Genomic DNA, 15854 nt, shown 5'->3' with positions numbered 1-15854 from the left:
TTTTTTTATAATCCGAGATAAAAAATTATTTATCAATTGCTCTTTTTGTAATATCTCCAAAAGCATCAATTCTTCTGTCCCTGAAAAAAGGCCAGTTCTGACGAACATTTTCCTGTAAATCCAGGTCGACTTCAGCAATTAAAATTTCTTCTTTATCGTGAGAAGCCTGAGCTAAAATTTCTCCTTGAGGTCCCGCAATAAATGAGGCTCCCCAAAATTGAATTCCCTCTGTTCCTTCAATGTATTTTTCAAGACCAATTCGGTTTGCTGCTGCAACAAAAACACCATTTGCTACTGCGTGTCCTTTCATTACGTTCATCCATGCGCCGTATTGATTTTCTCCGTATTGTTCTTTTTCTTTTGGATGCCAGCCAATTGCAGTTGGATAAAATAAAACCTCTGCTCCTTTTAAAGCGGTAATACGAGCTGCTTCCGGATACCATTGATCCCAGCAGATAAGTGTTCCAACTGTTCCTTTTTTAGTTTCAATTGCTTTAAATCCTAAATCTCCAGGAGTAAAATAGAATTTTTCATAGAAATGAGGATCGTCCGGAATATGCATTTTGCGGTATAACCCAGCTTCTGTACCATCAGCATCAATAATATAAGCACTGTTATGATAGATTCCAGCCATTCTCTTTTCGAAGAAAGGCACAATTATTACAACACCTAACTCTTTTGCTAATTCGCTGAAAGCTATAAATGACGTGCTGTATAGTGGTTCTGCTAATGCAAAATTTTCTACATCTTCACTTTGGCAGAAATAATGACTGCTATATAATTCCGGAAGTAAGATCACTTCTGCGCCCTGACTAGCCGCATCTCTTACCCAGCTGATACATTTTTTAAGATTGTTTTCGGCTACATCATTCAGGTTTAACTGAATTACCGATATTTTATATTTTCTTTTCGACATGACATAAAATTTAGAGTACAAAAATAGTGTTTTTTATAGGAATGACAAAAGAATGAGTTTGATAGAGTTCTAAGAAAAAATTAATTTCAGCAACATTTCCTTGAATGATTAATTTGTCCTAAAAAGCTTTCAGATAACTGAAACAAAAAAACCGCTTTACGATGGTAAAACGGTTTTTAAATACTTAAATAAACAAAATTAGTCAGTAATAACTACTTTGGTTACTATATATTCTGTTTCAGATTTAGCAATTCTTAAATAATAAGTTCCTGCTTTAGATGTAGTAATTTTATATATAGTTACTCTGTTTTCAGGATCAGGTCTGTCGCAAGAAGCTTTTGGATATTTCGCTTCAACCTGATATCCAGGCTCTTTATTAAATTCAACATCTGTTAATTGATTAAATTCACCACAGCCATTTTCTACTCTGAAAGTGATTGCATAACTAAGTTCCTGACCTACTTTTCCAGTTAATGGTCCCGATACTTCAGTTGCAAAAGCACTTTTGTAAACAACATCTTCATTTGGAGAATCATCGCTGCTGCAAGAAGTTAATGCTACAAAGAATAATAACATTAATGCAATTGATTGTAATTTAAAATTTTTCATAGAATAATAATTTGTTCTTATTTGTACATAGATACTAATAAATGATAATAGTTGCTTTAAAAATTGTTATTTTTTTTCAACTAAATCACTAATTAGTTATAAATAAATATATTAACAAAAAAAATGCCAAAAAATAAATTTAATTGTGATTATTTTTTACCCAGCACTTTTTTAAATAGGTTTATAATTCCTAAAACAATAAAACCTAAAACAAGTCCAACTACAAATTCCTTAATTATTGATGGAATTTTAATTTCTTCTGATAAATGGTGAAAATAGGGAATGTAATGTACGAAGATACCTCCGGCAACTAATATTAAAGCAACAGTACCAATAACGGTCAAACTTTTAATTACTAAAGGAAGCGCTTTTACTAAAATATTCCCGATGAATTTAGAGATGCTTTTTTCTCCTTTGCCAAATTTAATTAGCTTATAACCTGCTTCGTCCATTCTTACAATCAGGGCCACGATACCATATACACCAATTGTTGCTATTACTGCGATTATTGATGTCACAATAATTTGCTGCATAAGCGGCTCTTCAATAACAGTTCCTAAAGCAATGATTACGATTTCTACAGATAAAATAAAATCGGTTACAATTGCCGATTTTATTTTACCTTTTTCTGCTTCCAAAATTTGTTCTTCTGTCAGAACTTCTTCTGTAATTCCTTCTGCCTCTTCATGTGAATGAGGAAAAATAAATTCGTAAATTTTTTCGGCTCCTTCATAGGCCAGAAAAAGTCCTCCAAGAACTAAAATTACAATAATTGCAACAGGTAAAAATGCACTTAATAAAAAGGCGATTGGAAGAATTATAATTTTGTTAAGTAATGAACCTTTACTAATCGCCCATAAAACAGGAAGTTCTCTTGAAGAAGCAAAACCAGAGGCTTTTTCTGCATTTACTGCTAAGTCATCTCCTAAAATCCCTGCTGTTTTTTTTGCTGCGATTTTACTCATTACTGCAACATCGTCCATAATTGCTGCTATATCGTCTAATAGTACGAAAAAACCTGATGCCATTATATTTTGTCTTTTTTAATTTAGTTGCGCGAATCTACTACTTTTTATGCGAATCCTTTTAACTAAAATTGGATTTAATTTTAACTGCACTGACCTAATAAAACCCATAGAATTATAAAAACGATTATAGTTCCAAAACAGCCTCCGCCTAATTTTTTTGCTCCGTAACCGGCCAGCAATCCTCTAAAAATATTATTCATAATGATTTGTTTTATATGTTAATGTAAATTTGAGAATTAAAGCGAAAATTTACTTATATGAATTTTGAAAAAAGTTTCAATATTCACGGATAAAAAAAACACCAGCCTTTCGACTGGTGTTCTTCGAATTTAACAATTAACTAAACAAATTATTAAACTTCTTGTGACTGGTTTCTAAAAACCAATTTTCCATCAAAAGCATCTAATAAAATGATGCTGTCTGTTGTTATATTTCCTGCCAGAATTTCTTTTGACAATTGATTTAAAACTTCTCTCTGCACTACACGTTTTACTGGTCTGGCGCCAAAATGCGGATCATATCCTTTGTCTGACAAATAAGCAATTGCCTCAGGAGTTGCATCCATAGTAATGCCTTGCAAAGCCAGCATTTTTGTAACGCTCTTTAATTGCAGACTTACAATTTTAGAAATATTGTCAACTGTAAGCGGTGTAAACATTACAATTTCGTCGATACGGTTAATAAACTCAGGACGAACCGTTTGTTTTAGCAATCCAAGCACTTCATTTTTAGCGGCTTCTGTAGCTGCTTCAACACTTCCTTTTAAGTTTTCAAATTTCTCTTGTATAATATGACTTCCCATATTTGAGGTCATAATAATAATTGTGTTTTTGAAATCAGCAAGACGGCCTTTGTTATCTGTTAATCGGCCTTCGTCAAGAACCTGCAGTAAAATATTGAAAGTATCCGGATGTGCTTTTTCGATCTCATCCAGCAAAATAACAGAATATGGTTTTCTACGAACAGCTTCAGTCAACTGACCTCCTTCATCATATCCAACATATCCCGGAGGCGCACCAACCAAACGGCTCACACTATGACGTTCCTGATACTCACTCATATCAATACGCGTCATCGCATTTTCATCATCAAAAAGATATTCAGCCAAAGCTTTTGCCAGCTCTGTTTTACCAACTCCGGTTGTTCCTAAAAATAAGAATGTTCCAACTGGTTTTTTCATATCCTGCAAACCTGCACGACTTCTTCGAACTGCATCACTCACGGCTTCAATTGCCTCTTCCTGTCCTACTACACGTTTATGCAATTCGTCTTCAAGATGCAATAGTTTTTCACGCTCTGTCTGAAGCATTTTCATAACCGGAATACCCGTCCATTTTGCCACAACTTCGGCAATATCTTCTCTGGTAACTTCTTCTTTAATTAAAGAATTACCAGATTGAAATTCCAACAATTGCTTTTGCAATGCATCCTGACGTTCTTGCGCTTCTTTTATTTTTCCGTAACGAATTTCAGCTACTTTTCCGTAATCACCTTCACGTTCTGCGCGTTCAGCTTCATATTTAAAATCTTCGATTTCAAGTTTTACAGCCTGAATTCCGTCAACAATATCTTTTTCAGATTTCCATCTGGCGTAGATTTCGTTGCGTTCTTCTTTTAAGTTTGCCAAATCCATATGCAGGATTTTCAGTTTACTTTCTTCTTTCTCACGTTTAATGGCTTCAATTTCAATTTCGAGCTGCATAATTTTACGATCCAGAACATCTAATTCCTCAGGTTTTGAATTGATTTCCATACGCAGTTTAGAAGCTGCCTCATCCATTAAGTCAATTGCTTTATCCGGTAAGAAACGATTTGTGATATAACGCTGCGAAAGTTCGACTGCGGCAATTATAGCTTCATCTTTAATCTGTACTTTATGATGCGTCTCGTATTTTTCTTTAATTCCACGTAAAATTGAAATTGCACTTTCTGTATCCGGTTCGTCGATTAAAACTTTTTGGAAACGTCTTTCAAGCGCTTTATCTTTTTCAAAATATTTTTGATATTCATCTAAAGTTGTAGCCCCAATTGCTCTAAGTTCACCACGCGCCAAAGCCGGTTTTAGAATATTGGCCGCATCCATCGCACCTTCTCCTCCACCCGCTCCCACAAGCGTATGAATCTCGTCGATAAACAAAACGATATCACCTTCTGCTGCTGTAACTTCTTTTACAACCGATTTTAAACGTTCTTCAAATTCTCCCTTAAATTTTGCTCCCGCTATCAACGCTCCCATATCCAGAGAAAAAACAATTTTTTCCTTCAAATTTTCAGGAACGTCCCCGTCAACAATTCTGTGCGCCAATCCTTCGGCAATTGCAGTTTTACCAACTCCGGGTTCACCAATCAGCATTGGATTATTTTTTGTTCTACGGGTCAGAATCTGTAATACACGACGAATTTCTTCGTCACGGCCAATAACAGGATCCAGTTTTCCGGTACGTGCTAATTCATTTAAATTTTTAGCGTATTTATTTAAGGAATTATATGTTTCTTCAGCAGAAGCAGATGTTACTCTTTCGCCTTTACGAAGTTCTTCAATCGCTGCTTTTAAACCTTTTCCAGTAACTCCCTGATCCTTTAAAATCTGAGAAACTTTACTTTTTGAATCAAAAATTGCCAGAATTAAATGTTCGATTGAAACATATTCATCATTCATTTTTTGTGCGATGATTTCTGCTTCATTCAAAGCTTTGTTTGCGTCTCTGGACAGCAGGATATCGCCGCCGGAAACTTTTGGAAAACTCTGAATTGTACTGTCCAGGATTTGTAAAAACAATGGTACATTTACATTAAGTTTTTTCAATATAAAAGGGGCCACGTTTTCATCAACTTCAAAAATTGCTTTGAAAATATGTTCATTTTCAATTTGCTGCTGACCATTTCGCTGTGCTAATTGCTGCGACAACTGTATGGCTTCCTGCGATTTGATTGTAAATTTATTTATATTCATATTTTTAAGATTTGATTGATTTTTTTGTTTTTAATATTTGATTACATTAAAGTTACTACTTATTGAGTTAGATATTTAATTCAAAAGATTTAACTTTGCTATGTAATATTCAAATTACATTCCACAGTTAAAATAAAGACAAAATGGCTCATAAAAGCTGATTTTAATCAGTTTTAGATGTCAAAAAGTCATAAAATAAGCCAAATATGAGTTTTTTAAATTCGATCTTCGGAAGTTCTGAGAACCCTGATTCTCCAAAAAGTAAAGTCAATTGGACAGAATTGACCGATATTCATCAATTAATGGAAATTGAAGCAATATCTAATGAAAAACCAGTTGTAATCTTTAAACACAGCACAAGATGCAGTATCAGCCGTATGGCTTTAAAACAATTTGAAAGAGAATTTGATCTTGAAGAAGTTGTTGATGCTTATTTTTTAGATTTGATTGCACATCGTGATATTTCAAATGAAATCGCAAGCCGGTTTGGTGTTTATCATGAATCACCACAATTAATTTTAATTAAAAACGGAAAAGCAGTTTACAATGTTTCGCACAGCGATATTGACGCAGAAGCACTAAAAACCAAAATTTAAATAAAGTATAAATTTAGAGTTATGAAACTATTTAAACTCATAACTCTAAATTCTAAAAACTTCCTCCAGATCCGCCGCCGCTAAAATCTCCTCCTTCAAATTCAATTGGCGAGCCCGTTTTAACTTCTGGTTTTACTCCTAACGCGGAAGCTACAATTAATGTTTCAGCATTTAAAATAGCATTTGAATGATTAATTCTATCTGGTTTAAAAGTCATTCCGGATTCTTTATTTTTCAGATTTTGGATAGAGAAATAAGCAATTCCGAACATTATTAAACCTCCAATCGTTAATCCTGCTTCAATGGGCAACACAGAATAATAAAATCTGATTGTAAAAATTGTAAAAGCAATTGCTGCAAAGCTAATCCACAGCATTATTCTGTCTTTTGTTTTTAAAGCCTGCACCAAATACACAATTGGAACAATAAATGTAAAAGCATAAAAGAAATAGGAAAACGGAATATCCTTTCCCGGAAGAACATCTACACCTAAAAGTTCTGAAGAAAGTTCTCTTACAACCAGATAATTACACGAAACATAAAACAGAATCAGACAAAAGCTGTTCGCTAATAACAATCCATTGTAATAATATGATTCTTTTAAATTCTTAATTCTTTGCTTTGTAAAAAAATAAAATCCCCCCGAAGCCAGCATTGCTGCAAATGGTAAAATGCTCTTTCCAATATCTCCAATCTCAAACATTCCGAAGAACAAAACAGCCGAAACTGCAAAACAAAACACCAGCATTGATAATAAATGCAAATATCTTTTGTAAGTTAAAAAAGAAGTAAGTGCTACAAAAATTGCAGGAGTTATAATTGTTTCAAAATCTTCTGTGAATACAAATACACCCACTCCCACATTTAAAAGTATTCCTAAAATAAAGGCGTCGTCTAAACCGTGTCTGTAAATTTTTTGTTTTGCTAAAAATTCTGCACCAGCAACTCCAATTCCTGCAAAAATAAAGCAGCAAATTTTTAAAAAGTAGTCATGAACAGATAATGCAATTAAAGAGATAAGACTACAAATAGATGAGTACAGAAACGATCCAAGCAAAAAGAACCCTATGCGAACTAAAATATTACTTTGACTGGTAAAAGCCGGAAGTGTTTTTTTTATGATCTTTTTTTGTTCTTTGCTTATAAAACCTCCATTTTCAAGATTTTCTGCTTCGGTTATTAAAGCCGAATTATGTAATAAATTTTTATCGTGTACTATCATTTTGCAATTTCTCTATTGAAGTTTTTAATCAGTTTTATGAACATAACAATTGAAATGATAAAATAAGGTGGAAGCAGAAGAAAAAACAATTCCCAAAGATCATTAAAATCAACATGTTTAAAGATTTGGAACAGAAAAATATTTATTCCTATAAAAGCGTAAATAATCATGAAAACATAAAGTGAAATTGATTTTTGCTGATAACTGACTTTATAAAAATAAACCGATGAACCTGCTAAAATTAAAGTAAAAAGAAGCCAGGTTATTTCCTCATTTAACATATTTGTTATGGAAGCAACACTAATAATATGAAGCGCAAAAGTGAGATAGACCAGGGCAAAATGTGTTTTTAGATTAATTTTGAAGCTGTAAATCGTCCATAGAATTAATACCATTCCAAGAAAAACAGCTGAATAGCTTAAACTCTGATTTTCATAAAAATCATTATTACCATTAAAAATATCCTGAGGCGTAACAGAAAGACCAACATATGCCGCCAAACCAGTAACTGCAATTGTCAGGACACTTTTATTATCAAAATAATAAGCACAGCCAAAACTAACAATTGTGGGAATTAATGTTGCCAGACCGTAATGTGTGCCAAAAGCTTTATACTGAAATTGAAGATATCCGATAAAAATGCAGGTAAGAACATTGGCTGTTAGAACAATATATTCTAAAAAAGGACTTTCAGATGTAGTTTCTGTCTTTTGAAAACCTTTGGAATTTTTAAAACAGTAATAAAAACAGCCGCAGGTTACCATAAACAAAATAGTCAAAAGAGCGATATGACCTATACTGTTGATATTGTCGTAAATGAGAATTCCAATTCCGGAAGTAAACATTAAAACAGAAATTGAAAGAAATAGTTTTAATTCTACATTTAAAGAGAAAATATTGAGATTTCGATACTCCTTAACTTCCTGAAACTGATTTTCAGTAATTAAATTTTTCTCAAAAAGTTCCTGAGTTAACTGTTCGTTAAATTGCGTCATATTCTTTTACTTAAAAATAAATATTTCTCAAATTTATAGAATTAGGTCGACTTTTCTTATAATTTTGATAGTTATTTTAAGTAAACAAAAAGCTTCTAAGTTTTAATAGAAAAACTTAGAAGCTTTGCGGCTTAGGATCGATCTTAATATAAACTTTAAAAAGCTGCTTTCATTTTATTTTTTATAGCATCGAGACATAAATTATTAATACTGCCTTCGTGTGTATGTTTTGTTTCTTTTGGAGACTTATATGTTCCGGCTTCTAATTGCTCTGCAACAGCTTTATAAGCATCTCTAAAAGGCATTCCTTCTACTACCATTTCGTTTAAGGTGTCTACAGTAAACAAATAATCGTATTTTTTATCTTCTAAAATATGATCTTTTACCGTGATATCTTTTATAGAAAATATTGCAATGTCCAGACAAGCTTTCAGGTTTTGAATGGCCGGAAATAAACCTTCTTTTAACAATTGCAAATCTCTGTGATATCCGCTTGGAAGATTATTGGTAATTAAAGTGATTTCGTAAGGAAGCGCCTGAATCTTATTGCATTTTCCTCTGATTAATTCAAAAACATCCGGATTTTTCTTGTGAGGCATAATGCTCGAACCTGTTGTAAGATGTGCCGGAAGACCGATAAAGTCAAAATTCTGGCTCATATACAAACAAACATCCATCGCAAATTTTGATAATGTTCCCGCCACACTTGTCATGGCAAAAGCAACTGTTTTTTCTGCTTTTCCGCGGCTCATTTGTGCGGCAACGGCATTATATTTTAAGGTTTCAAAACCTAATTCCTGTGTTGTAAATGTTCTGTTAATTGGGAATGAACTTCCGTAACCCGCAGCAGAGCCTAACGGATTCTGATCTACAATTTTTGAAGCTGCATTTAGCATTGTAATATCATCTATCAGACTTTCAGCGTAAGCAGAAAACCACATTCCGAATGAAGATGGCATCGCAATTTGCAAATGTGTATAACCCGGCAGCAAGACATTTTGATGTTTCTCTGCCGATTCCATCAACAAATCAAAAAGTGTTTTTACCTGTTCTTTAATTGCTTTTAATTCGTCTTTAAGGTATAAATGAACATCTACTAAAACCTGATCGTTACGGGAACGTGCCGTGTGGATTTTTTTTCCTGCATCGCCCAATTTTGCTGTTAGAAGATATTCGATTTTAGAATGTACATCTTCAAAACTGTCTTCAATTTCGAAATTTCCAACTACAATATCCGCAATAATTTCGTTTAACGCATCAACCAAAGATGTAGTTTCTTCTGCAGTTAATAATCCAATTTGTCCCAGCATTTTGGCGTGGGCAATTGAACCTAAAGCATCGTATTTTGCTAAAACTAAATCCAGTTCACGATCATTTCCAACAGTGAATTGTTCGATTTGTTTATCTGTTGGTATTCCTTTTTCCCAAAGTTTCATAACTTAGATTTTTAGACTTCTTAGATTTTAGACTTATTAGATTTTTAGACTTATTAGATTTTTGGACTGCTTAGATTATTTTCTTAAGTCCTATTCTTTGAAGTCATTTTCTAATTTACATCTAATGTCGTTGTTTATACTAGTGGTGTTTCTAGCCCCGATAGTAGTGGAAATCCTTTTTCTGGCTTCTTTAGCCAGGAAAAGATTGAAACGGATAGCGGGATTAGCTCCTAAAAAATATTATAATTTAAAGAAATCGGTTAGTATTTTGATATACAGGTCGATTCCTTCCTCAATTTCATTTACAAAAATAAATTCGTCTGCTGAATGTGAACGCAGCGTTTCTCCTGGTCCTAATTTTAAAGACTGACAGCTCAAAACCGATTGATCTGAAAGGGTTGGTGAACCGTAAGTTATTCTTCCTAAAGCAATTCCAGCTTGTACCAAACCATGTTCAACCGGAATTGATGACGAATTTAAATGCATTGATCTTGGTGTTACTTCTGCATTTATATTTGCTTTTACGACTTCAAGAATTTCGGTATTGGTATAACAATCTGTTACCCGAATATCAACTACCAAATCACATTCTGACGGCACAACATTGTGCTGTTTTCCTGCGTTGATCTGCGTCACGGTCATTTTTACAGGACCTAAAACGTCTGAGATTTTATCGAATTTATAGTTTTTAAACCATTCCATTACCGGAATTGATTTGTATAAAGCATTATCATCATTTTGGTGTGCGGCGTGGCTTGCAGTTCCTTTTACTTTTACATCCAAAACTAAAAGACCTTTTTCTGCAACTGCTAATTGCATTAATGTCGGCTCGCCAACTATTGCACAATCTAATTCCGGTAAATGCTGTAAAACGCTGTTTAAACCATTTTTTCCGCTGCTTTCTTCTTCGGCAGAAGCCACAATTACAATATTATGAGAAAGGTTTTGATTTTCGTAAAAATGTACAAATGCCGCTAGAAGTGATACCAGACATCCGCCGGCATCATTACTTCCTAAACCAAATAATTTGCCGTCTTTTTCGATTGCCTTAAATGGATCGTTGGTATAAGCTTGATTGGGGCGTACTGTATCGTGATGGGAATTTAATAAAAGTGTCGGTTTTTTTTCGTCGAAATATTTATTGAAAGCCCACACATTATTATTTTCTCTTTTAAAAGGAATCTCATTCTGTCTGAACCAATTTTCTATTAAAAGAGCCGTTTGATCTTCTTCACTTGAAAATGAAGGGGTTTCAATAAGATTTTTCAATAAATTAATTGCTTCCTGAGTAAGCGTTGCAATATTTTTCATAGTTATGTTTTCTTTGCCGCGAGGGCACGAAGTCACAAAGCTTTAATTAAATCTGTGACATTTTTAATTTGCGCAAATTTCTAAAATTTAATCTTAAAAGCACTGCGCGGTTGTATTTTTTTGCCACGAATTACACAAATTTTTCACAAATTAAAATCCATTAAATAAAAAACTAATGGGAATTCGTGTAATTCTTGGCACCACTTTTATAACATAATGGTTGTATGCGGAACATCTGAATTTTGAAGCATTTTGTGATGCCCAATTTTAATTTTCTGCACACCGCGTGACAAACTATTAAAGCAATTATCCAGTTTCGGAATCATTCCGGAATGGATAACTTTTTCTTCTTTTAGCTTTGTGTATAAAACCTCATTTATTTCAGTTATTACAGATGAATCGTCTTCTGAATCCTGTAAAACTCCTTGTTTTTCAAAACAATATGTCAGCGTTACATCAAAAAATTCTGATAAAGCAATTGCTAATTCACTTGCAATAGTATCAGCATTTGTATTTAATAATTGGCCGTTTTTGTCGTGTGTAATTGCACAAAAAACAGGAACAATTCCTGTTTCTAGCAATGCAGCTAATAATTTGGTATTAACTTGTTTTACATCGCCTACAAACCCATAATCAATTGTTGGGTGGTTTCTTTTTGTGGACTGAATTAAATTTCCGTCTGCACCAGAAAAACCAATAGCATTATTGTCTTTTGCCTGCAATTGCGCCACAATATGTTTGTTAATTTGTCCGGCATAAATCATTACCACCACATCCAGCATTGGAGCATCTGTAATTCGGCGTCCGTCAATCATTTGCGGAACCAGACCAATACTTTGCGCCATTTTTGTAGCCGATTTTCCACCGCCGTGAACTAAAACTTTGTATCCTTCAATTTTAGAAAAATCAGTTAAAAATTGCTCTAATTCTGCGGGATTGTCGATGATGTTTCCACCTATTTTTATTACGGTAACTTTCATAAGTTGCTAAGATACTAAGATTCTAAGCTGCTAAGTTTTTAGATTCAGAGATACTTAGCAGCTTAGTATCTTAGAAACTTAGAAGCTTTTTAAATTTTCTTCAAAATCTTCTGTAAAACTAATTGTGCAGAATAGGTTCTGTTATTGGCCTGCTCAATTACGATTGAATTTTCGCTATCCAGAACTTCGTCACTTACAATTACGTTACGACGAACCGGAAGACAGTGCATGAATTTTCCGTTGTTGGTTAATGCCATTTTTTCTGCTGTAACTGTCCAGTTTGGATCTGAATTGGTTACTTTTCCGTAATCGTTGAAATTACTCCAGTTTTTAACGTATACGAAATCCGCATTTTCAAAAGCTTTGTTTTGATCGTATTCAATTTTACAGTCTTTTGTAATTTCCGGACTTAACTCATAACCTTTAGGATGTGTGATTACAAAGTCCATATCTTTTTGCATATGCATCATTTCTACAAATGAATTCGCCACCGCCTGCGGCAACGCTTTTGGATGTGGTGCCCAGGATAAAACTACTTTTGGTTTGTGTTTTGTTTTGAATTCTTCCATTGTAATGGCATCTGCTAAAGATTGAAGCGGATGACGCACAGCACTTTCCATATTAACAATTGGCACTGTAGCATATTTCAAAAATCCTGAAATAACAGTTTCCTGATAATCTTTTTCTTTGTCTTCTAATCCTGCAAAAGCTCGAATCGCGATGATATCACAATATTGCGAAACCACTTCTGCCGCTTCTTTAATATGTTCTGAAGCGCCAGAATTCATAACTGCTCCGTCTTCAAATTCCAGAGTCCAGCCTTCGTTGGTAAAATTCATTACCATAACGTTCATTCCTAAATTCATTGCCGCTTTTTGTGTGCTCAAACGCGTTCTTAAACTTGGATTGAAGAATAACATTCCCAAAGTTTTATTTTTTCCTAAGCTTTGATTTTTAAGCGGATTTTTTTTAATTTTTATCGCTTGTTTTACCCATTTTGATAATGAGTTGATTTCTTTTATTGAGATGTAGTTCATTTGTTTTTCTTTGCTTTTTATTGATTTTGTTTTTTAATCAATCCTTTTGTAATACGTTTTTTTCTTTCCTAAGTAAGCTTCTTCTGCTTCAAAAGTAATTGGATATAATTTTCTTCCTCTTATTAATAATTTCTTTGTCATCCAACTCGTCATTGGATTCTTATCAACAACATCACTTTCAGAAACAAAAATTTCGATATTATTTTTATCAGTATTTAGAAGAAAACTATCTTGAACAAGTCCACTGTCGTCATTACTTCTAAATAAATCCTTAATTTTTATTTTTTTTATTTCTGTTTTAGGTACAATCAATATTCCTTCTTCATCTGTTTCAGTATATTCACCATCATTTATTGAAACATACCATTTTGTTTTTATGTCTTCTTCAATTTCTCCGATTTTAAAAGTTCGCTGCCAAACAATTGAAATTTTAATTGAGCTAAGATCTTTACCATAAGTTTCTAAAACAGTTGTGGGTTTTGAAAAATAAACTTTATCTGGAATCAACTTAAGAGTATCACTAACTTTTAGGTATTTTCCCTTTATTATCCCTCTTCCTAAAACATCTTGGCTATAATGAAACTCAAAAAAACCATTTTTATAAAATCGATACCCAAAACAGTTTGGCCCAACTTTACATATTTGATGTCGAAATTTCCCTTCTATTTGTGCATTAGATTTGAAAGATAAAATCAATAATATGAATATATAAACTTTAATTTTCACATTAAATAATCTTAGTAAATGCAATTTTATCTTCTAATGCATTTAAAATAAAATTATCATTTAATCCATTGACGATCCAGGTTTCTATATTGGCAGCTTTAGCGATAGCCGCGGCTTCAATTTTTGACTGCATTCCTCCTGTTCCGTGTGAGGATTTTGAATCTCCGATTTCTTTTTCTAATAATTTTAAATCTTCAACTAATTTTATTGTCTCCGGATTTTCATCATGAATTGATTCTTTTGTGTAAATTCCGTTTGTATTGGTTGCAATTATCAGAATATCAACATTTAAAAGAACCGCCGTTAGTGCTGCCAATTTATCATTATCTCCAAACCGAATCTCATCTGTCGCCACGGTATCATTTTCATTAATAATCGGAATGTAATTGTTTTTAACCAATACATTAATCGTATTTACAATGTTCTTTTTGGTCTGCTCTTTTTCAAAATCAGAATAAGAAAGTAAACATTGTGAAGTATTTAAGCCTAAATCTTTAAAATTTTCATTGTAAATCCGCATTAAATGAGGCTGTCCGATAGAAGCTAAAGCCTGCTTTACAAAAACATCTTTATCCTGATTATCCAATTTTACAAATTGCTTTGCCGCCGCAATTGCTCCGGAACTCACTATGATAAACTCATACTCGTCGTTTAAAGCCGCAATCTGTATTCCAAGATCTTCAATCTTTCCCCGCGAAATATGATTGGTTTCTTTGGTTAAAGTATTACTTCCAATTTTTAATAAAATCCTTTTTTTAGTCATTTTTTTTTAGATGCTAAGGTTCTAAGATGCTGAGATTCTAAGTTTTTTTTTTAGAATTATCTGATACCTAATTTTCACATTATCTCAATTACCGAATTTGCCCTTCTCCATAAACGTACCATTTATTGGTTACCAAATGCTGTAATCCGATTGGACCTCTTTGGTGAAGTTTATCAGTGCTTATAGCTAATTCGCCGCCTAAGCCAAATTGTCCGCCGTCTGTGAATCTTGAAGAAGCATTTTGATACACCGCAGCTGCATCAATGGATTCCATAAATTCCTGCGCTGCTTTATTGTCTTTTGTAATAATTACTGCCGAATGTCCGCCGCAGTATTTATTAATTTTATCAATTGCATTTTGCTGAGAATCAATTGTTCCGATTACTATTTTATAATGTAAAAACTCTTCGTACCAAATATCTTCATTTTGAAGCGTTTCTGTATCTTCAAAATTCTCTAAAGATTTATCTACTATTACTTCAACATTATGCTCTTTTAATGCTTCAATTAAAATGGCTGTAAAACCTTCAAAATTGGGAAGTCTGGAATCAATTAAAACTTTATCGACTGCATTACATGCTGAAATTTTTGCTGTTTTGGCATTTAAAATCACCTTTAAAGCCAAATCGGTATCTGCATTTTCGTGAACGTAAACAAAATTATTTCCTCTTCCGCTTACAATTACCGGACAGGTTGCGTGTGCTTTTACAAATTCGATTAATTTTTCTCCTCCTCTTGGAACAATTAAATCGACTTTTTGCGTTGGTTTTTCTAAAAATGCCTGAGTTTCAGTACGGTTATAATTCAGATATTCAACCCAATCTTTCGAAACATTATTTTGTTCTAAAGCCTGATGCCATAAATCAACAATTTTCAGATTTGATTTTAAAGCTTCTTTTCCGCCTTTCAACAAAATCTTATTTCCGGATTTAAAAGCAATTCCGCCAGCCTCAATTGTTACATCCGGACGCGATTCGTAAATAATTAAAATGGTTCCGAAAGCTGCGGTTTTATTGATGACTTTGATTCCATTATCATGTGTAAAATGAAAACGCTCTACTCCAACTGGATCCTCCTGAGATGCTAACTGATTTAATGACAAAATCATTTCGTCAACTTTCTTATCATCTACTTTCAGGCGTTCTTCCATCGCAAGATCTGAGCCGTCATAATCCGTAAGATCTTCCTGATTGGTCAAAATGATCTGATTCCGCTCCTGCTCGACCAGCTTTGCCATAGTCCGCAAAACCGCATTTCGCATTTCAATTGATAATGGTTTCAT

14 protein-coding genes are annotated in these 15854 nt (G+C 33.4%); 1 reads left to right on the top strand and 13 read right to left on the bottom strand.

Annotated features, from left to right (window positions below; all coding sequences use genetic code 11):
• Positions 1-25 precede the first annotated feature (25 nt).
• The 4 genes from ASE21_RS11155 to clpB form a co-directional block, all read right to left on the bottom strand.
• The gene (locus tag ASE21_RS11155) at positions 26-916 is read right to left on the bottom strand and encodes a carbon-nitrogen hydrolase (protein ID WP_057122749.1); all 891 of its coding nucleotides are present in this window, start codon (positions 914-916) and stop codon (positions 26-28) included.
• Positions 917-1114: 198 nt separating this feature from the next.
• Positions 1115-1525, bottom strand: a complete 411-nt coding sequence (locus ASE21_RS11150; protein ID WP_057122748.1) for a hypothetical protein — start codon at positions 1523-1525, stop codon at positions 1115-1117.
• 149 nt (positions 1526-1674) lie between these two features.
• Positions 1675-2553, bottom strand: a complete 879-nt coding sequence (locus tag ASE21_RS11145) for a DUF808 domain-containing protein (protein WP_057122747.1) — start codon at positions 2551-2553, stop codon at positions 1675-1677.
• A gap of 352 nt (positions 2554-2905) precedes the next feature.
• Positions 2906-5506, bottom strand: coding sequence for an ATP-dependent chaperone ClpB (clpB, locus tag ASE21_RS11140; RefSeq protein ID WP_057122746.1), 2601 nt, complete (start codon positions 5504-5506; stop codon positions 2906-2908).
• A 206-nt stretch (positions 5507-5712) separates the two neighbouring features.
• Here clpB and ytxJ point away from each other — a divergent pair, with 206 nt between their 5' ends.
• Positions 5713-6102: a bacillithiol system redox-active protein YtxJ gene (gene ytxJ, locus ASE21_RS11135; protein WP_057122745.1), complete on the top strand. Its 390-nt coding sequence runs from the start codon at positions 5713-5715 to the stop codon at positions 6100-6102.
• A 52-nt stretch (positions 6103-6154) separates the two neighbouring features.
• Here ytxJ and ASE21_RS11130 read toward each other — a convergent pair whose 3' ends face one another.
• The 9 genes from ASE21_RS11130 to ASE21_RS11090 all read right to left on the bottom strand — a co-directional run bounded on the left by ASE21_RS11130 (position 6155) and on the right by ASE21_RS11090 (position 15854).
• Complete coding sequence (locus ASE21_RS11130; protein WP_057122744.1) at positions 6155-7324, bottom strand: hypothetical protein; 1170 nt, start codon at positions 7322-7324, stop codon at positions 6155-6157.
• Entirely contained in the window at positions 7321-8319 is a 999-nt protein-coding gene (locus ASE21_RS11125) for a DUF2157 domain-containing protein (RefSeq protein ID WP_057122743.1), read from the bottom strand. Before ASE21_RS11125 ends, ASE21_RS11130 begins: the two co-directional genes overlap by 4 nt.
• A 155-nt stretch (positions 8320-8474) precedes the next feature.
• The gene (argH, locus tag ASE21_RS11120) at positions 8475-9755 is read right to left on the bottom strand and encodes an argininosuccinate lyase (protein WP_057122742.1); all 1281 of its coding nucleotides are present in this window, start codon (positions 9753-9755) and stop codon (positions 8475-8477) included.
• A 240-nt stretch (positions 9756-9995) separates the two neighbouring features.
• Complete coding sequence (locus tag ASE21_RS11115; protein WP_057122741.1) at positions 9996-11066, bottom strand: M20 family metallo-hydrolase; 1071 nt, start codon at positions 11064-11066, stop codon at positions 9996-9998.
• A gap of 206 nt (positions 11067-11272) precedes the next feature.
• Positions 11273-12046, bottom strand: coding sequence for an acetylglutamate kinase (gene argB / locus ASE21_RS11110; RefSeq protein ID WP_057122740.1), 774 nt, complete (start codon positions 12044-12046; stop codon positions 11273-11275).
• Positions 12047-12135: 89 nt separating this feature from the next.
• Positions 12136-13083: an N-acetylornithine carbamoyltransferase gene (locus tag ASE21_RS11105; protein ID WP_057122739.1), complete on the bottom strand. Its 948-nt coding sequence runs from the start codon at positions 13081-13083 to the stop codon at positions 12136-12138.
• Positions 13084-13116: 33 nt separating this feature from the next.
• A complete protein-coding gene (locus tag ASE21_RS11100) occupies positions 13117-13809 on the bottom strand; it encodes a hypothetical protein (RefSeq protein ID WP_128414690.1) in 693 nt (230 codons plus the stop codon).
• Between the two features lies 1 nt (position 13810).
• Positions 13811-14572, bottom strand: coding sequence for a glutamate 5-kinase (gene proB / locus ASE21_RS11095; RefSeq protein WP_057122737.1), 762 nt, complete (start codon positions 14570-14572; stop codon positions 13811-13813).
• Between the two features lie 88 nt (positions 14573-14660).
• Positions 14661-15854, bottom strand: coding sequence for a glutamate-5-semialdehyde dehydrogenase (locus ASE21_RS11090; protein WP_057122736.1), 1194 nt, complete (start codon positions 15852-15854; stop codon positions 14661-14663).

This window comes from Flavobacterium sp. Root901, from assembly GCF_001429765.1.
Lineage (GTDB): Bacteria > Bacteroidota > Bacteroidia > Flavobacteriales > Flavobacteriaceae > Flavobacterium.
This window is presented reverse-complemented; position numbering and strand designations above follow the sequence as displayed.